16 protein-coding genes are annotated in these 17,882 nt (G+C 72.0%); 3 read left to right on the top strand and 13 right to left on the bottom strand.

Annotated features, from left to right (window positions below; genetic code table 11):
• Positions 1-23: 23 nt before the first annotated feature.
• From BGM09_RS34295 to BGM09_RS34255, 9 genes are all read right to left on the bottom strand, one after another.
• Positions 24-575 (bottom strand): pilus assembly protein TadG-related protein, encoded by a 552-nt coding sequence (locus BGM09_RS34295; protein WP_223188006.1) that lies wholly within the window; start codon positions 573-575, stop codon positions 24-26.
• 29 nt (positions 576-604) lie between these two features.
• Positions 605-865: a hypothetical protein gene (locus BGM09_RS34290; RefSeq protein ID WP_223187993.1), complete on the bottom strand. Its 261-nt coding sequence runs from the start codon at positions 863-865 to the stop codon at positions 605-607.
• Positions 866-1,197: 332 nt separating this feature from the next.
• Positions 1,198-2,088, bottom strand: coding sequence for a DUF5936 domain-containing protein (locus BGM09_RS34285; protein ID WP_411158399.1), 891 nt, complete (start codon positions 2,086-2,088; stop codon positions 1,198-1,200).
• A 64-nt stretch (positions 2,089-2,152) separates the two neighbouring features.
• Entirely contained in the window at positions 2,153-3,103 is a 951-nt protein-coding gene (locus tag BGM09_RS34280; protein ID WP_188285662.1) for a type II secretion system F family protein, read from the bottom strand.
• An 83-nt stretch (positions 3,104-3,186) separates the two neighbouring features.
• Positions 3,187-4,521, bottom strand: a complete 1,335-nt coding sequence (locus tag BGM09_RS34275) for a CpaF family protein (protein ID WP_188285645.1) — start codon at positions 4,519-4,521, stop codon at positions 3,187-3,189.
• Positions 4,518-4,868: a TadE/TadG family type IV pilus assembly protein gene (locus BGM09_RS34270; RefSeq protein WP_317453002.1), complete on the bottom strand. Its 351-nt coding sequence runs from the start codon at positions 4,866-4,868 to the stop codon at positions 4,518-4,520. Before BGM09_RS34270 ends, BGM09_RS34275 begins: the two co-directional genes overlap by 4 nt.
• Positions 4,869-5,035: 167 nt before the next feature.
• On the bottom strand, positions 5,036-6,607 hold the full coding sequence (locus tag BGM09_RS34265; RefSeq protein WP_188285644.1) for a CpaE family protein: 1,572 nt from the start codon (positions 6,605-6,607) through the stop codon (positions 5,036-5,038).
• A complete protein-coding gene (gene cpaB, locus BGM09_RS34260; RefSeq protein WP_188285643.1) occupies positions 6,604-7,326 on the bottom strand; it encodes a Flp pilus assembly protein CpaB in 723 nt (240 codons plus the stop codon). Before cpaB ends, BGM09_RS34265 begins: the two co-directional genes overlap by 4 nt.
• A gap of 12 nt (positions 7,327-7,338) precedes the next feature.
• Positions 7,339-8,187, bottom strand: coding sequence for a hypothetical protein (locus BGM09_RS34255; protein WP_188285642.1), 849 nt, complete (start codon positions 8,185-8,187; stop codon positions 7,339-7,341).
• 428 nt (positions 8,188-8,615) lie between these two features.
• Here BGM09_RS34255 and BGM09_RS34250 point away from each other — a divergent pair, with 428 nt between their 5' ends.
• Positions 8,616-10,100 (top strand): chitinase, encoded by a 1,485-nt coding sequence (locus BGM09_RS34250; protein ID WP_411158398.1) that lies wholly within the window; start codon positions 8,616-8,618, stop codon positions 10,098-10,100.
• An 87-nt stretch (positions 10,101-10,187) separates the two neighbouring features.
• Here BGM09_RS34250 and BGM09_RS34245 read toward each other — a convergent pair whose 3' ends face one another.
• The 3 genes from BGM09_RS34245 to BGM09_RS34235 are packed head-to-tail and all read right to left on the bottom strand — an operon-like array spanning position 10,188 to position 12,477.
• The gene (locus BGM09_RS34245) at positions 10,188-10,598 is read right to left on the bottom strand and encodes a RidA family protein (RefSeq protein WP_188285641.1); all 411 of its coding nucleotides are present in this window, start codon (positions 10,596-10,598) and stop codon (positions 10,188-10,190) included.
• Complete coding sequence (locus tag BGM09_RS34240; RefSeq protein ID WP_188285640.1) at positions 10,595-11,407, bottom strand: IclR family transcriptional regulator; 813 nt, start codon at positions 11,405-11,407, stop codon at positions 10,595-10,597. Before BGM09_RS34240 ends, BGM09_RS34245 begins: the two co-directional genes overlap by 4 nt.
• Positions 11,404-12,477 (bottom strand): sugar kinase, encoded by a 1,074-nt coding sequence (locus BGM09_RS34235; RefSeq protein WP_317453001.1) that lies wholly within the window; start codon positions 12,475-12,477, stop codon positions 11,404-11,406. Before BGM09_RS34235 ends, BGM09_RS34240 begins: the two co-directional genes overlap by 4 nt.
• A gap of 147 nt (positions 12,478-12,624) precedes the next feature.
• On the opposite strand from BGM09_RS34235, the gene BGM09_RS34230 reads away from it, so the two are divergent.
• The gene (locus BGM09_RS34230) at positions 12,625-14,031 is read left to right on the top strand and encodes an alanine racemase (RefSeq protein WP_188285639.1); all 1,407 of its coding nucleotides are present in this window, start codon (positions 12,625-12,627) and stop codon (positions 14,029-14,031) included.
• Between the two features lie 60 nt (positions 14,032-14,091).
• Positions 14,092-15,666, top strand: coding sequence for an N-acyl-D-amino-acid deacylase family protein (locus BGM09_RS34225; RefSeq protein WP_188285638.1), 1,575 nt, complete (start codon positions 14,092-14,094; stop codon positions 15,664-15,666).
• Here the strand turns inward: BGM09_RS34225 and BGM09_RS34220 are convergent.
• Entirely contained in the window at positions 15,584-17,812 is a 2,229-nt protein-coding gene (locus BGM09_RS34220) for a P-loop NTPase fold protein (RefSeq protein WP_317453000.1), read from the bottom strand. The genes BGM09_RS34225 and BGM09_RS34220 overlap by 83 nt on opposite strands.
• Positions 17,813-17,882: the final 70 nt, after the last annotated feature.

Genomic DNA, 17,882 nt, shown 5'->3' with positions numbered 1-17,882 from the left:
GTTCCCTCATCGCTCGGCCGCCGTCACTTGCTCAAGTGGACGGTGTAGAAGATCGACAGGTCCAGCACGAAGCCGCCCGCCGTCGGATCGACCGTCACATGGTCGCCGTTGCAGATGAACCCGATCGCGTTGCCGTCCTTGTCGCCGAGGCCACAGCGCGGTTCGACCACCGCGGTGGCGGTGGCCGTGGCGTGTTTGGTCTCGGTGCCGTCGATCACGGAGGTGCCGACCGTGCCCAACGTCGTGACGGAGACGGTGTATCCGAGCCCAGAACTTGTGGGATCGCAGCCGTCCACTTTGGCCTCGTTCTCCGCCGCGTAGGTGTCCGCGGCACCGCAGGACTGCCCGTCGTGTCCCAAATTCGCGAGGAGATAACCCAGTTTGACGAGGTCACCAGAGGTCAGCGCGGCGAGAAAAGCGTCGTGCGCCGCGTCCCGGTCCGCTCGGGCGGCGGCGAGCGCCGCCGAATCCGCGGCGGTCTGGGCGGAGTTACGAACGACGGCGGCCTGCCCCACCGCGAAGAACGCGAAGGCGAGGAAGAACAGCGCGGACATGGCGACGATGTAGATCCCCAGTGTCTGACCACGGTCGTCGCCGAACCCGGCTACTTGCCACTGCCGCCGATGATCTTGCCGATCATGCCGGTGATTCCGTCCTTGACCATCTTGCCGATGTCCGTCGTCCCGGCCAGCACCCCGATGATCACCGCGATCACTACCGCGATCCCGAGATATTCGAACGACGTCTGACCCCGGTCGGCCGACCCGTCCGCCGACCGGTCGGCGATCCGGGCCGCGAGTCTGTCCGTGCGGTCGCGCAGCCAGATCTCGGCGTCTGTGTAGCGCCGGACTACCCACCTGTTCATCATCGTTCGCCCCATTCTTCGTCACCTGACGGATGCGTGCGACGGCCGCGTTCCACCTGTCGGGGTAGGTGTCCACGGCGCACCGCCTCTCGCTGGTCGTGTTGCCGTCCGCAGCGGATCGGTTCTGATTGCAGGTGCAAATATGGTTGCGAATGCAAAGGTACACCCGAACCTCGGGCATCCGCAGCCCGTTCTGCGCCAATTGGCGCTTACAGCATGCCGGTTGATCACGCTGTGTGGCCAGCGGATCACGGTAATCGCCAGGTCATCATCCGCTCATCTCCGGTCATCGGCCGCCATCTCCGCTCATCAACGCCTCGCCGCAACGCCCGTCACCCGCCGCCGAAGGTGTCGCCGAACTGGATGTGGGAGCCCATGATCGTGCCGGTGATCAGCAGGATCATCGTCGCCGGGACCAGAAGAGTCGTGATGACGCCCGTCGCGCGCGGGACCATGCGGGCGGCGCGGCGGCGGGCGTTCTGGGCCTCGGTGCGGCGCATGTCGTTGGCGATCTGGAGGAGGGTGCGGGCGATCGGGGCGCCCAGTTCCTCGCCCTGCTGGAGGGCGGTGACGAACTGGCCGACCTGGTCGCTGCGGTTGCGCCTGCGGAGCTGGTCGAAGGCGTCGCGGCGGCTGACGCCGACGTCCATCTGGCGCAGGGCGACCCGGATCTCGTCCGACCAGGGGCCCTGGTAGACGGCGTTGACGCGCTCCAGGGCCTGGCGGAAGCCGAGGCCCGCGCTGACGACGACGGCGAGGACGTCGAGGAAGTCGGGGAGGGTGCGTTCGATGTCGTCGCGGCGGCGGCGGACGGCCAGCCAGATGCCGAGGTCGGCCCACCACCAGGCGTACGCGGCGAGCAACAACGCGAGAATCCAGTGCCCTTGGACGAGCAGCAGCAGGGCCGCGAAGCCGCCGAGGCCGCCGTAGACGGCGCGGCGGGCGGCGTAGCGCTCGACGGTGAGGCCGTGCGGGTGGCCCGCGTGGTCGATCCGGGCGCGCATGGTGGCGATCCGGGCCGGGCCCATCATCCGCATCACCATCGGCGCCCAGCGGATGCCGATCCGGTCGATCGCGTTGCCGGTACGGGTCGTCCGGGTACTGCCGACTTCCAGGGCGAGGGCCAGGTCGTCGGGGAGCTTCACGTCGGCGCGCAGGAGTCCGACGGCGTGGACGACGCCGACGACGCCCGCGGCGACGACCGCCGCCAGGGCGAGGCCGATCAGGATCATCGGGAACTCCCTCCGGTCACCGGCCGGTTGCCGCGTGAGGTGTGCACGGTCGCGGTCATACGTCGATCCTCGACATCCGGCGGATCAGCGCGAAGCCGACCACGTACAGGCCCAGGGCGACCAGGACGCAGATCCGGCCGACGTTGGAACCGGTCATGGCGCTGAGCGAGCCCGGCATGATCTGGTTGAGGAGCAGCAGGGAGCCGATGCCGATGACCGGGACCGCGTAGGCGGTGACGGTGACCTGGGACATCTGGGTACGGATCTCGCGCCGGGTCTCCTTGCGCTCCTCCAGGGTGACGGTGAGGTTGCGCAGCGACTCGACGACGGAGCCGCCCGCGCGGCTGGAGAGCACCAGGGTGGAGACCAGCACGACCAACTCGCGGCTGGGCAGGCGCTGTTGCAGTTCCGCCAGCGCGTCCTCGATGGAGTGGCCCACCGCCATCGCGTCGGCGACCTGCTTCAGCTCCTCGCCCGCGGGCGCGTCCAGCTCCTCCGCCGCCATGGAGACGGCGGTGCGCAGGGCGAGCCCGGCCTGGGTGGCGTTGGCCAGAACGCGTGCGAGGTCGGGGAGTTGGGCGATGAAGCGCTCGGTACGGACGCGGCGGCGCCACTCCAGGAAGCTGTACGCGGACCAGCCCGCGATGAGTGCGGCGATCGGCCCGAAGAAGGGGGCGAGGATCGCCGCGGCGAGCACCCACGCGACGAGGACGACGCCGATAGCGGCTGCGGTGAACTGACCTGGCGTCAAGTTGGTCCCGGTGGCGGCCAGTCGGCCCGCGAGGCGCTGGCCCCAGGCGTAGCGGCGTACGCGGCGGTCGAGTCCGGCGAAGGCCGATTCGCGGGGCCCGCCGCCGAAGTCGCCGGCGAGCCGGTCGACGAGCGCGGCCCGGTCGGCCTTGCCGCCACGCCAGGCGTGGCCGCCCCACACGGCCAGCGCGAGGGCGACCACGCTGACGCCGAGGACGAGCAGCGGATACGGTCCCGAGGCGAATCCGGGGCCCAAGGCGAATCCGGGGCCCGCGGCCAGGTGCGGGAGACCGCTGCCGGGCGGAGCCGCCACCGCCGTCAACTCTTTTGGAATGGCGGTCACTTCGCCTCCCTGCTGTCGAGTTCGAGTTCGCTCGCGCCGATCCCGAAGGCGGCGGGCACGTGTTCGCCGGAGAGGTAGAGCCGCTCGGCGATCTCGCGCGGGACGGGCCGGTGTTCGTACCAGCCGCGGACGATGCGGTCGACGCCGAGCGGTTCCGCGCGGAAGCGGGTCGCGGAGGTGAGGCGGAAGACGTCACGGCCGCGGGAGGACAGGACGGCGATCTCGCCGATCCTGCGGGTGCCGTCGATATGGCGGTTGAGCTGGACGAGGACGTCCACGGCGCTGTTGATCTGGTCGCGCAGCGCCTCGAAGGGGATCTTGACCTCGCTCATCGACGCGAGCGTCTGGAGCCTGAGCACCGCGTCCTCGGCGGAGTTGGCGTGCACGGTGGCCAGTGAGCCGTCGTGTCCGGTGGACATCGCCTGGAGCATGTCGAGGGTCTCGCCGCCGCGTACCTCGCCGACGATGATCCGGTCGGGGCGCATCCGCAGGGAGTTGCGTACGAGGTCGCGAATCGTGATCCGGCCCTCGCCCTCGACGTTGGGCGGGCGCGACTCCAGCCGGATCACGTGCTCCTGCTGGAGCTGGAGTTCGGCGGCGTCCTCGACCGTGATGATCCGCTCGCCGTCGGGGATCAGCCCGGACAGCGCGTTGAGCAGCGTGGTCTTGCCCGAGCCCGTGCCGCCGCTGACGATGATGTTGCACTTCGCGCGCACGAACGACGAGAGCAGCAGCAGCATGTGCTCGTCCAGCGTCCCGAGGGCGATCAGCTCCTGGAGCGTGTACGCGCGCGGGAAGCGGCGGATGGTGAGCGTGGGTCCGGTCAACGACAGCGGCGGGATGATGACGTTGACGCGCTCGCCCGACGGCAGCCGGGCGTCGACCATCGGATTCGACTCGTCCACACGGCGGTTGACGGTGGAGACGATCCGCTCGATGGTCTGGAGGAGCTGTTCCGCCGACGAGAAGCGGGCGGCGACCGCCTCGACCCGGCCGCCGCGCTCGACGTAGATCTTGTCGGGGCCGTTGACCATGATCTCGGTGACGGTGGGGTCTTCGAGCAGCGGTTCCAGGATGCCGAGGCCGAGTGCCTCGTCCACCACACGGCGGATCAGCGCGGCGCGTTCCGCCGTGGACAGCACCGGGCCCTCGCGGCTGACGATGTGGCCGAGCACCCGTTCCAGCCGGGCCCTGCGCTCGCCCGGCGCGAGCGCCGACATCTCCGCGAGGTCGATCTCCTGGAGCAGCTTCGCGCGGTAGACGGCCACCATGTGGCCTTCCTGCGTCTGCGGGGTCGCCTCTTCGACGGCGAGGCGGGCACGGAGGCTCATCGTGTCGTGTCCTCCTTCGGCATGGTCGCGGAGCGCTTCACGGGGTCGAAGAAGCTGACTCCCGGCAGGACGGACGGGACCTTCACCGTGGCCTGCGCGGTCACGGTCGTCGAGTCGGACGTCGTGAACCGGATCGTCGCGGTCAGCCAGTCGCTGACCGCAGCCTCGCCCGCCTGCTGGCCGGCCGCCTCTCCCCCGTCCGGGCCCGCCTGCGCGGCGGTCCTGGCCGCCGTACGGGCCGCCGTCCCGGCCTGTTCGCCGCAGTACGCGACGAGGCCGAGTTGGATGCCCGCGAGGGCGATCAGGAGCAGGAGCGGGAGCATTCCGAGGTATTCGAGCGAGGCCACGCCCCGGTCCCGGGCGGACCCCAAGTGCCTCTCGGGGGCGCCGCCCCCGAACCCGCGCCGGGACGGCCCCGAAGGGGCGCTGGGGGTGCCCCCAGCGCCCCTGCGGGGCGCGACCCGCCTGCGCAAGGCGGAGGTACGGGCGTCGGGGGCCCAGCGGCGGGAGCGCTTCATCGCTTGGCCGTTTCGTCCAGCGTCTTCGCGTGGCCCGAGATGGGGACGAAGTCGCCGATGCCGGGGATGAGGAGGGGCATCTTGAGGGTGACGGTCGCCGAGACGGTGCCGTCCGCGCGGCTGACCGAGGTGTCGCCGGGCCCCCACGCGCTGGGAAGGTCGCTGCTCGCGGCGGCGGAGGCGTCCGAACCCACCGCCGCCGCCCGCGCCGCCTGGTCGGCGGCGTTGCCCGCCAGCGTGAAGGTGTAACCGGCCAGCACGGCCTGCCAGATCAGCAGCAGCGTGATGAGGATGATCGGCGTCATGCCGAGCGTTTCGAGGGTGACCTGACCCCGGTCGCCGCCGCGTTCACCGCGCTCGCGGCGCTGCTTCTTCCCGCGCGCGGCGGGCAGCGTCGCGCCGCTGACCAGGCCCAACTCCCCGGCCAGTGACCAGATTCCGGCCTTGACGGTGGAGCGCGCGTCGAGGTCCTGGAGGCGGCCCGCGTCGATGACGGCCTGGAGTTCGCGGAATCCGGCGGGGATGACGGAGGTGGCCATGCGGGTGCCGGTGATGCGGCCGATCAGCGACGGCTGGATCTCGGTGCCGCGGGTGTGGCGGTTGACGACGGCGGTGGTGTCCTGGGGTTTGCGGATCTGGAGCCGGTCCCACATGCGGACCATGCGCTTGGCGGCGCGCACGGCGATGACGTCGGGCGTGAGCACGAGGACGGCGGCGTCGGCGACTTCGACGGCGACGGCGTTGGCGCTGGTCATCTGAGTGCCGCAGTCCACGACCACGACTTCGTAGCGCTGCCGGAGCGCGGCGAGGACGAGGCGGGCCGAGCGGTCGGTGACGTCCTCGCCGCGTTCGCCGTCGGCGGGGGCGAGCAGCAGGGCGGGGCCTGACTCGTGGACGTACATGGCGTCGTGCAGGACGCGGGAGGAGACGTCCGCGATGTCGGCGAGGTCGGCGAGGGAGCGGCGGAACTGGACGTCGAGGTAGGAGGCGATGTCGCCGCCCTGGAGGTCGAGGTCGACCAGGGCGGTGGAGCGGCCCGACGCATGCGCGGCGAGGGCGAGTTGGACGGCGGTGACGGTGGTGCCGACACCGCCCTTGGCTCCCGCGACGGCGACGAGGGTGCCGCCGGCGACGGCGGGCAGGGCGCGCTGCGGGCCGAGGTGTCTGCGGACCCCGGCCGACCAGGTGGCGGCGGCTTCGACGCGGGCGCCCAACTCGTCGTAGGAGAGCGGGAATCCGACGACGCCCCGGGCGCCGGAGTCCATGGCGGCGGCGAGCACGGCGGGGCTGGGGTCGGCGGTGAGCAGGACGACGCCGATGGCGGGGAAACGCAGGGCGACGTCGCGGATGAGGTCGAGTGCGGGCATCGGTCCGATGCCCTCCTGCACGATGACGACTTCGGGCAGTTCGTCGATTCCGGCCTCGGCGGCGCGTATGAGGGTTTCGAGCAGGCTGGTGGAGTCGGCGAGGGCGGGCGCCGGTTCCGCGCCGGGCAGTTGGCCGAGCAGGCCGAGCAGGGCGCGCGCGGCGTCGGGGTCGGCGGTTCCGGCGAGGATGCGTACGGTCACGGCTTGCCTCCGGTGCCGCTGTCGCCGCTCAGGGTGTACGTGCGGTCGGTCTGCGAGGGTGCGGAGCTGTCACCTGGGGCGACGAGCGCGAGGCGGACGTGTTCGGCGAACGACTCGGCGTAGGCGACGCGTTGGGCGTCCCCGGCGTTGAGCGCGAAGGTGATCGGCACGCCCTCGGTGGACAGCCGCTGGGCGTTCTCGCTCTTGTCGAAAGCCTTGATCTCACCGACGTCGATGACCTGCGCGCCGGACACGATGATCTTCGAGACGTCGGGGTCGGTGTCCTTGCGGCCCTGGAAGGTGGCGAAGATGTTGACCCGGGCGCCGGGGGTGATCTTGCCCGCGACGCCGGTCTCGGCGTCGATCATGATGGCGATCTCCATCTGTCCGGGCTGGAGTTCGGGCCGGGCGGCGACCATGTCGGACTGGAGCAGCGAGCCCTTGCGCAGCGGCACGGCGGCGATCTTGCCCTGGAGCTGGCCGAGATCGCGTACGGCGGTGTCCGGCAGCCAGCGCTTCGGTATCCGGATCTGGTGCACCTGGGACGCGGTCAGCGCCTGGTACGCCGGTATGTCGGCGCTGAGTTCGTACGCGGTGACCTTCGGTCCGACCTGTGACCGCGCGTCGCTGACGACGGCGAGCACTCCCGCGAAGGCGGCCACCGCGCAGATCACGGAGATCACGAGGAGGACGACACCACGACGCTGACGTGAGTTCATGTGCGGGCGGACCTATCGCTTGTGGGGTTCGAGTTGGGGGCGGCGCGGTGTCTCGACCTCGCGCGCCGGCCGGGCGGCGGCGTGCTTCGCCGGAGCCGTACGGTCCCCCAGCCGTGTGGCGCAGAACAAGCACTGGTCACCGATGACTTCGAGCCCGCACCAGGTGCAGGTGTCGCGCCGTACCGAGGTGACGAGTTGGTAGAGCATGCCCACATCGGCGATGTAGGCGGTGAATTCGACCAGCCGGGACGTGCCCCACCAGCGTGGGGAGTCGGTCGGCAGCGGGACTTCGCGCAGGTGCTGGGCGCGCCAGCCGCTGGCGAGCGGTCCGGTGACCCAGGCGGGGTCGACGCCCTTGCCCGCGACGGCCAACTGTGTCTGGTAGCCGGGTCCCGGCGGTACGGTGCCCGGTTCGGCCTCGGCGAGATACGGCTCGGGGTGCGCGATGACGGCGAAGTGGCGTCCCGGCACGAGGGACTTGACGTGGGCGCCGACGCCGACCGGGACGCGGTCGAGCTTGGCGACGGAGCCGAGCAGCGCGCCGGAGTGCAGGTAGTACGTGAGCAGCCGGGCGGCGCCCGCGAGGACGCCGGGGCCGAGGTCGGTGCCGGAGAGCTGGCGCAGTTGTTCGGCGAGCAGGGCGACGGCCAGCGGGGGGAGCGGGCTGGGGACGATCGCTATCCGGTCGGCTTCGAGGGCGGACCGCACGGTGTGCATCCGGCGTCTGGCGGGGTCGGCCGCTTCGGCCGGCGCCAGGGCGATGAGGTGCCCGTACGTGTCGAGCGCGGTCGTGGTGCGCGCCAACTGCTCTTCCAGCGAGAGCGAGAGATCGTCGGAGGTGACGGTGATGACGCTCGGCATGCGGTACCTCCCCCTCCTGCGCCCGGTGGTGGCCGGTACCTGGCGATTCGCGGTCGTCAGCTTATCGATGTGTAGCGGCTTGGGTGCGGAAAGTTGCGGATCGGAAGTGGTGAACGACAGGTGTCCGGCAGAGGTCTTGACAACCCAATTGGTCTGGACCAGCTTTCTCCCTGTCAGCTGTTTTGTGTGTGCACTTCAAGTTGCTCCTCATGTCGCTCTTCATGTCGCTCTTCATGTCGTCGCTTCAGGTCACTGCTTCAGGTCACCGCTTCACGTCCGTACGTCATGTCATGCGCCACCCGCACTCCCACTACCCCCCAACTCCTTGCCCCCAGGAGGCAGTCGTGGAACGTGCATCGCACGCGAATCAAGCGAGCCATGCCCAGCACAGATCAAAGCTCGTCCGCTCCAAGTTCGTCCGCCGCGGCATCGCGGGGCTGAGCGCCGCCGCGGTGATCGGCACCGGTGTCGCGCTCGTCGACATGGGCAGCGCCAGCGCCGCGACCACCAACCTCGCCGCCAACCCCGGCTTCGAGAGCGGCCTTTCCGGCTGGACCTGCACCGCGGGCAGCGGCAGCACCGTCTCCAGCCCGGTGCACTCCGGTTCCGCCGCCCTCAAGGCCACCCCGACCAGCAGCGACACCGGCCAGTGTTCCCAGGTCGTCAGCGTGCAGCCCAACTCCCAGTACACGCTCAGCGGTTGGGTACAGGGCTCGTACGTCTACCTGGGCGCCACCGGCACCGGCGGCACCGACCCGTCCACCTGGACGCCGTCGGCCTCCTCGTACCAGCAGCTCAGCGTGAACTTCACCACCGGCGCGAACACCAAGTCCGTGACGATCTACACCCACGGCTGGTACGCGCAGCCCGCGTACTACGCGGACGACATCTCGCTGTCCGGCCCTGGCGGTACGGGCACGACCCCGCCGACCACCCCGCCGACGACGCCTCCCACGACGCCGCCGACCACTCCCCCCACGACACCCCCCACCACCCCGCCCACGACGCCGCCGACCAGCCCGCCGACCAGCAGCATCCCCAAGCACGCGGTCACCGGCTACTGGCAGAACTTCAACAACGGCGCCACCGTGCAGACCATCGCGCAGGTGCAGAGCCAGTACGACATCATCGCCGTCGCCTTCGCGGACGCGACGACCACGTCCGGCGCGGTCTCGTTCACCCTCGACCCGGCGCTGAACTACAGCACCGCGCAGTTCAAGGCGGACATCGCCGCCAAGCAGGCCGCGGGCAAGAAGGTGATCATCTCCGTCGGCGGCCAGAACGGCACCATCTCGGTCCGTGACTCCGCCTCGGCCACCAACTTCGCCAACAGCGTCTACACGCTGATGCAGACGTACGGCTTCAACGGCGTCGACATCGACCTCGAGAACGGCATCGACACCACCTACATGCCGCAGGCGCTGCGCGCACTGAGTGCCAAGGCGGGCTCGTCGCTCATCATCACGATGGCGCCGCAGACCATCGACATGCTCTCGGCGGGCAGTGACTACCTGGCCACCGCGCTGAAGATCAAGGACATCCTGACCGTCGTCAACACCCAGTACTACAACAGCGGTTCGATGAACGGGTGCGACGGCGGCGTCTACAGCCAGGGCACGGTGGACTTCATCACGACCCTGGCCTGCACCGCCATCCAGGCCGGGCTCTCCCCGTCCCAGGTCGGCATCGGCACCCCGGCGTCCACCAGCGCCGCGGGCTCCGGCTACGTCAGCCCGACCGTCGTCAACAACGCGCTCGACTGCCTCGCCAAGGGCACCGGCTGCGGCACCTTCAAGCCCTCCACCACCTGGCCCACCATCCGCGGGGCCATGACCTGGTCCACGAACTGGGACGCCTCGGCGGGCAACGCCTGGTCCAACGGCGTCGGGGCCCACGTGCACGGCATGCCGTAACACGGAGTCCTGCTCACAAGGGCGCCCCCTCACCCTCGGGTGAGGGGGCGCCCTTGTGCCCGTACGGGAACCGTCAGCCCAACACGGTCAGCCCAGCACGGCCAAGGCGTCGATCTCGATGAGCAGCCCGGCGGGGAGGCCGACGTAGATGGTGGTACGGGCGGCGGGCGCCTCGACGAGGGAGGCGAAGAACTCGTTGTAGATGGCGTTGAGTTCGGCGAAGTGGGCGGTGTCCGTGAGGTAGACGCGGATCATGATGACGTCCTCCCAGGTGGCGCCGCCCGCCTCGAGGACGGCCTGGACGTTGGCGAGGGTCTGGAGGGTCTGCTCGCGCAGACCCGGGCCCGCGGGCGTCGGGGGCTTGCCCTCGACGGCGGGGAGGAAACCGACCTGGCCGGCGACCTGGAGGAGATTCCCCTTGCGGACGCCGTGCGAGAACCTGGCGGGCGGCGCCGTGTGGGTGGCCGGGACGATCGCGGTCTTCTGGCCGTCGCTCATGCGGAGTTGTCCTTCACTGAATCTGGTGCGGGTGCGGGTACGGGTACGGGTACTGATGCGGATACAGGCGCGCTTCCCGACAGGTCGCGGCTGACGGCCTCGGCCGTGCGCAGCAACAGCGGGCGCAGGCGCAGCAGTTCGTCGGCGGAGACGACGACGTTGGGGGCCGAGAGCGACATGGCGGCGCAGACGCGGCCGTCGGGACCGCGCAGCGGCGCGCCGACGCAGTTGATCGACTCCTCGTGGCCGCCGAGGTCGGTGGCCCAGCCCTGTTCGCGGACGCGGGAAAGTTCGGCGAGGAACGCGGCGGCGTCGGGCGTGGACTTCGCGGTGTAGCGGGGGTACTCCAACTGCTCGGCCACCGAGCGCCGTTCGGGCTCCGGCAGGTCGGCCAGGAGCAGCTTGGCGACGGCGGCGACCGTAATGGCGACCGGGCGGCCGACGCGGGAGTACATCCGTACCGGATAGCGGCTCTCGACCTTGTCGATGTAGACGACCTCGCCCTGCTCGTACACCGCCAAGTGCACGGTGTGGCCGGTGCGTTCGTTGAGCGCGGCGAGGTGGGGGTGGGCGATGCCGCGGATGTCGAGGGTCTCGATGGCCTGCTGGGCGAGGGCGAACAGGCGGGCGCCGAGCCGGTAGCGCTGGTCCTGCTGCCGGTAGACCAGGCCGTGTTCGTGCAGGGTCCGCAGCAGCCGCAGCGCGGTGGACTTGTGGACGTCGAGCCGGGTGGCGACCTGTTCGAGCCCCGCCGGGCCCTCGGCCAGCAGCGGCAGGATGCTCAGCGCACGGTCGACCGTCTGGCTCACCGCGGTCCCTCCTCCGTCGTCGTGGGCGCACGATCTCCGGACGCCGTCCACCCGGCGCCCAGCCGCAGTCTCCCCCATGCGGCGTCGTCCAGGGCGACCAGCGCGTCGGCGCGGGCGCGGTCGGGCGGCGTGCCGAGGTCGCCCGACTCGGTCAGCGCGGCGGCGGCCAGCACATGGCCGTGCCGGACGCGGTCGCGTACGGGCAGACCGCGCAGGGCCGCCGACAGGTACCCGGCGGCGAAGGCGTCGCCCGCGCCGACGTGCGCGACGACGTCGACCGCGAGCGCGGGGACGTGGCGGCGTTCGTCGCCGTCGAAGACGGTCGCGCCCGCCTCGCCCTGCTTGACCACCAGCGTCCGCGGCTCGGGCAGCGCGGCCCGTACCGCGGCCGCGTCCGGCAGTCCCCAGGCGGCCTGCGCCTCGTCCTCGCCGACGAAGACGAGGTCGCAGCCGCGGGCGAGGCCGAGCGTCCGCCGGGGGTCGGCGTCGCGCCACAGCGCCGGGCGGTGGTTGACGTCGAAGGAGACCAGCGGGCGGCCCGGCGCGCGGCGGGTGAGGCCGCGCATCAGCTCCGCGCAGGTCGCGGAGAGCGCGGCGGTGATGCCGGTGAGGTGCAGCACCCGGCCGCTCCACGCGTCGGCGCGGGCGACGAGGCCGGGGGCGAGCGCGGAGGCGGCGGAACCGGCCCGGTAGTAGACGACCTCGGCCCGGTCCCCGGGGGCGTCCGTACCGACGGCGCGCTCGCCCGCCGTACGGAAGTACACGCCGGTGGGGCGGTGCGGATCGCGCTGTACGGCGCTGACGTCGACCCCGGCCGCGGCGACGGTCTCCACCAGGTGGTCGCCGAAGCCGTCGGCGCCGACGCGGCTGATCCAGCGGGCGCGGTGGCCGGTACGGGCCAGGGTGCAGGCCACGTTGGACTCGGCACCGCCGATCGCGCGGTGGAAGGCGGGTACGTCGGCAAGGCGGCCGGGGCGGGAGGGAACGAAGGTGACCATGGACTCGCCGAGGCAGACGACGTCGAAGTCGGCGGCGCCGGGGGCGGCGCTCGGGCTCGTCGGTACGGTCACGGCGGTCACTCACTTCTGCGGGCCGCGGCGGAAGCGGCGGTGGCCTGGTGGGCAGGAGCGCCGTTGACCAGGCACTCGCGGGGATGTTAGACACCTTGCATCACCTTATGCAACGGCCGTTGCATATGTTGCAACTCGGGAGGTTCGATGACGGCGGACGCGGGCGGACACGGGAACGGGGACGCGGCCGACACGGGCGCGGGTGCCGGTGCGGGAGCGGGTGCCGGTGCGGGAGCCGCTGCCGGTACGGGAGCCGCTGCCGGTGCAGGTGCCGAGCGGGTGGCGGCGCTGGCGGCCGGGCTGCGCGAGGAGCGGGTCGACCACCGTTTCAAGGGGCTGCCGCCGGACGCCGAGGGGCTGACCGTCGGCGAGCTGGCCGACCAGCGCCGCGGCCTCTTCGACGGCGGCTTCACCACCCCCGTCCTCGTGCTGTCCCAGGCCGCCCTCGCGCACAACCTCGACCTGCTGGAGCGGTACACCGCCCAACACGGCCTGTCCTTCGCCCCGCACGGCAAGACGTCCATGGCCCCGCAGCTCTTCGCCGACCAACTCGCGCGCGGCGCCTGGGGAATCACCGTCGCCGTACCCCACCAGGCGCGCGTGTGCCGGGCGTTCGGGGTGCCGCGGATCTTCATCGCCAACGAGGTCGTCGACCCGGTGGCGCTGCGCTGGATCGGCGGTCAGCTCGACGCCGACCCCGGCCTGACCGTCGTCACGTACGTCGACTCCGTGCGCGGGGTCGAGCTGATGGACGCGGCGCTGCGGGACGCCGGGACGCGGCGGCGGCTGGACGTCGTGGTCGAGCTCGCGGGCGGCGAGGGCGCCAGGACCGGCGTCAGGACCGAGGCCGAGTGCGCGGCCGTCGCGGCGGCCGTCGCCGCGACCGGCACCCTGCGGCTGGTCGGCGTCGCCGGGTACGAGGGCGAGGTGCCGGACGCCGACCCCGGGCGGGTACGCGCCTGGCTGCGCCGACTGGTCGCGCTCGCCGCCGGTCTCGACGCCGACGGGCTCTTCGGGGACGCCGAGCAGATCGTGGTCAGCGCCGGGGGCTCCGCCTGGTTCGACATGGTCGCGGAGGTCTTCGCGGACGTGCCCGCGATGTCCCGGCCGGTCCTGAAACTGCTGCGCTCCGGGGCGTACGTCACGCACGACGACGACCACTACCGGCGGCGTACGCCGTTCAACCGGGTCCCGGACGAGGGCGCCCTCGAACCGGCCTTCCGGCTCTGGGCGCAGGTCGTCTCCCGGCCCTCCCCCACCCAGGCGTTCCTCAACGCCGGGAAGCGCGACGCGCCGTACGATCTCGGGCTGCCGTCCGTCCGGACGGTCCGCGGCGCCGACGCCGCGCCGCGCCCGGCGCCGGACGGGCTCACCGTGACCGCCCTGTCCGACCAGCACACATGGCTGGCCGTGCCCGCCTCCGATCCCCTCGCCGTCGGCGACTGGGTCGCCCTCGGCCTCTCCCACCCCTGCACCACCTTCGACAAGTGGCCCCTCATCCCGGTCACCGCCCCCGACGCCACCGTCCCCGCCTACGTCCGCACCTTCTTCTAGCCCACCTCCCGGCACCCGTCGCCGCCGCGCCCCCACCGGGTACCGACCGAAAGGCCCTCCATGGATCTCGTGTTCCGCGACGCTCGCGTCATCGACGGGACGGGGGCACCGTCGTACGTGGCGGATGTGGGGGTGGCCGCGGGCCGGATCGCGGCGATCGGGGCGCGGCTCGGTGCCCGGCGGGTGGTGGACGCGAGGGGCCTGGCGCTGGCGCCGGGTTTCATCGACATGCACGCGCACAGCGACCTGGCGCTGCTGACGGACCCGTCGCACGAGGCGAAGGCGGCGCAGGGCGTGACGCTGGAGGTCCTCGGCCAGGACGGCCTGTCGTACGCACCGGTCGACGACCGGACGTTGGCGCAGGTGCGGGTGCAGATCGCGGGGTGGAACGGCGACGGCTCGGACGTGGAGTTCGACTGGCGGAGCGTCGGCGAGTACCTGGACCGGCTGGACCGGGGCATCGCGGTGAACGCCGCGTATCTGGTGCCGCAGGGCACGGTGCGGATGCTGGCGCTGGGGTGGGAGGACCGCCCGGCCACGGCGGCGGAGCTGGCCCGGATGAAGGAGCTGGTCGCCGACGGCCTGGCACAGGGTGCGGTGGGCCTGTCGTCGGGGCTGACGTACACACCGGGGATGTACGCGTCGGACGCCGAACTGACCGAGCTGTGCCGGGTGGTGGCGGCGTACGACGGCTACTACTGCCCGCACCACAGGTCGTACGGGGCGGGCGCGCTGCGGGCGTACGAGGAGATGGTGGCGCTCACCGAACAGGCGGGCTGCGCACTGCACTTGGCGCACGCCACGATGAACTTCCCCGAAAACGAGGGCCGCGCCCCCGAACTGCTGGCGCTGCTGGACGCGGCCCTCGCGGCAGGCGCGGACATCTCGCTGGACAGCTACCCCTACCTCCCCGGCTCCACAACCCTCGTGGCGATGCTGCCCAGTTGGGCCACCGAGGGCGGCCCCGAGGCGACGCTGGGCCGGCTGCGCGACGACGCGACGGCGGCGCGGATCCGCCGGGTGATGGAGGTGGACGGCGCGGACGGCAGCCACGGCGTCCCCGTCGACTGGTCGGTGATCGAGGTCGCCGGAGTGCGCGAGCGCTCGCTGGCCGCCCATGTCGGGCGCAGGATCGCGGACTTCGCGACCGCCCGGCGACTCCTGGTGGAGGACCGGCTCGCCACCACGATCCTCCAGCACGTCGGCCACGAGGAGAACGTCCGGGCCGTCATGCGGCACCGCGTGCACACCGGCGGTTCCGACGGCATCCTGCGCGGCGACAAGCCGCACCCGCGCGCGTACGGCACCTTCCCCGAGTATCTGGGGCGCTACGTCAGGGAGTTGGGGGTGCTGACCCTTGAGGAGTGCGTGGCCCACCTGACCGGCAGGCCCGCCGCCCGGCTGCGGCTGCCGGATCGCGGCCTGGTCCGCGAGGGCTACCGCGCCGACCTGGTGCTGTTCGACCCGGCCACCGTCGCGGCCGGTTCCACGTACGACCGCCCCCGCACCCTGCCCACCGGCATCCCGTACGTCCTGATCGACGGCCGGTTCGTCATCGAGGACGCTCGTCGGACGGACGTGCTGGCGGGACGCTCGGTGCGGCGGACCGAGGCGCGGCGGACCGCCCAGCGGTGAGCGTGAGCAAGTCCAGGAGTCCCCTGGCCCGGGAGAGCACGGCGGGCAGATCGTCAGCAAGGTACGCCGTCAGGTCGATGGCGGTCGCCTGCTGATCGGGCGTGACCCGCGGCGAGTAGAAGATCACCGGACCGCCGTACCCACGGGCGCGCTGCGCGCGGACGAGGTCGAAACCGCGGCCCCGGCCGTCCTCGAAGTCGACCTGGCAGATCAGCAGCGCGAGGTTCCCGGCAACCGACAGTTCCTGGTCCAGCCGCGCTTGCGACTCCGCCCACACCACGTCACCCCCGTCCGCCGTCAGTTGCCTGACCAGCCGGTTCCCGGCGGAATGCGGAAATCCCGCCACCAGCACACGGGGGTGTCGCCCGGTCGCCGTTTCCACCGGCGACTGCTCCGGCTGGCTCTGCGTGTACCAGGCCGGTGGTGAGTAGTCGATGACGAATTCGCCCGCGTCCTCGTCCAGCGCGGGGCTCACCGACTGCGGCCGTTCGAGCGGCTCGGGCCCGTAAGGCCCGTAAGGCCCGTACCCCGGGGCCGTATGCAGGTCCCGGCCGGCCTGGACGACCCCCGTATCGCCGTAGTCGACCGACGGCGCGCTCGGCCCGCTCGGCCCGCTCGGTCCCGGTGACGCCACCGGGTCCCCGGCCGGTTGCGGCCCGGCCCCGGGTTGCGGCGCGCTCCCCCACGGACCGGCCAGCGGCGGATACGGCGCCGCCTCGCCGTCCTCGGCGCCCTGCCGCAGCCGTCGCAGCACCAGTTCGGACTCGGGCAGCGCCACCAGGTCCTCGACCAGGGAGACGAAGGCGGGGTCGCCCGCCAGGTCAGGGAATCCGACCGGGAGTTGGGCTTCGAGGTCGGCGAGGACCGCGCCGTGGTTCTCGTGCCCGCGCAGCGGCGGCAGGGAGTGGGCGCGCAGGAAGTCGGCGACCATCGGCCGGTCGGGGTCGGCGAGCGGCGCCGGGGACCACAGGCGGGTGCGGACCCGGCGGTAGGTGCGGAATTCGCGGACCACGTCGGCGTCGTCGCCGGGCCCTGCGGGCGCCGTCATCATGCGGTGGAAGTCGGGATAGAGGTACTGGAGCAGCAGGGTGCGGATGACGGCCTCGGGGCGGATGCCCGCCCAGACCGGGTTGAGGCTCGCCTCCAACAGCAGGCCGTTGAGCAGGCGTTTGACCCGGCGCGGGTTGCGCGCGGCGCGGTAGGCGAGGAGTTCGACCAGGTGCGGGTCCAACAGGTGCTCGATACCGGCCAGTTCGGCGCAGGAGCGGACGTACGCCTGGATCTCCCGGCCGCTGGGGGCGGGGATGCGGTAGCTGGTCTGGAAGATCTTCTCCACGAAGGCGGCGCCTGCGGGCGACAGGTCGGGCAGCAGTCCGCCGGGGCCGATCGCGGCGCGGTCGCAGCCGATGACGAAGGCGAGGCCCGGCACGTCGAGGTAGACCTTCACGGCCTCGCAGACGGCGAGGAAGGTCTGCTCCGAGCAGCGGTCGAGGTCGTCGATGAAGATGACCAGCAGCTTGCCGCCGGGCGCGGAGCCGCGCGTCGCGGTCCACTCGCCGACCATGTCGCGCAGCGCGTCGCGCATGCCGTTGCGGGCGCCCGCGTCGACCGACAGGCGCTTCCACAGCTCGTCGACCATGCCCGCCACGCCGAGCGGCCCGGCGGCGACGACGGTCAGCGCCCGTAACAGGCCCGTCAGGGCGCCGCCGGCCCTGATCCGGCGCAGGGCGCGCCGCAGGATGCTGGGGTCGACCTGGTTGAGCACCGATTTGATGAGCCCTTCGAGGGCGTCGCCGCCGGTCGAGGTCCAGGCGTTGTACCAGACGGTGTGCACGTCGGGGAACCGCCCGAGCTGTACGTCGACCAGCCGCATCAGGCTGCTCTTGCCCATCCCCCATCCGGCGTCCACCGCGAGGGTGAAGGGCGTCGCGTCGCGCGAGGCCACCAGCAGTCCGGTGAGCTGCGCCGCCGCCCGGTTGGCGCCGAGCAGGTCGCGCGTCTCGTCCGCCACGGGTTCGTCGTTGAGCAGAGCGAACGCCGGCGGGGTCACCGGCGGGTACGAGGACGCGTACGGGTCGGGGTACGGCGTGCCGTAGGGGTACGCGTACGGCGACATGGGCGGCGGTCCGGCCGCTGGGGAGGGCACCTTCCAAGTCTGGCAGCCGCACCCCGGGTCCGCCGGTACGTGGCGGAAAACACCGAGCGGCGCGCGAGAC

Origin of the sequence: Streptomyces sp. CBMA29 (genome assembly GCF_014596445.1) — a bacterium.
In the GTDB taxonomy this organism is placed as follows: domain Bacteria; phylum Actinomycetota; class Actinomycetes; order Streptomycetales; family Streptomycetaceae; genus Actinacidiphila.
Note: the sequence above shows the minus strand (reverse complement) of the source record. Positions and strands in the feature narration are given on the sequence as shown.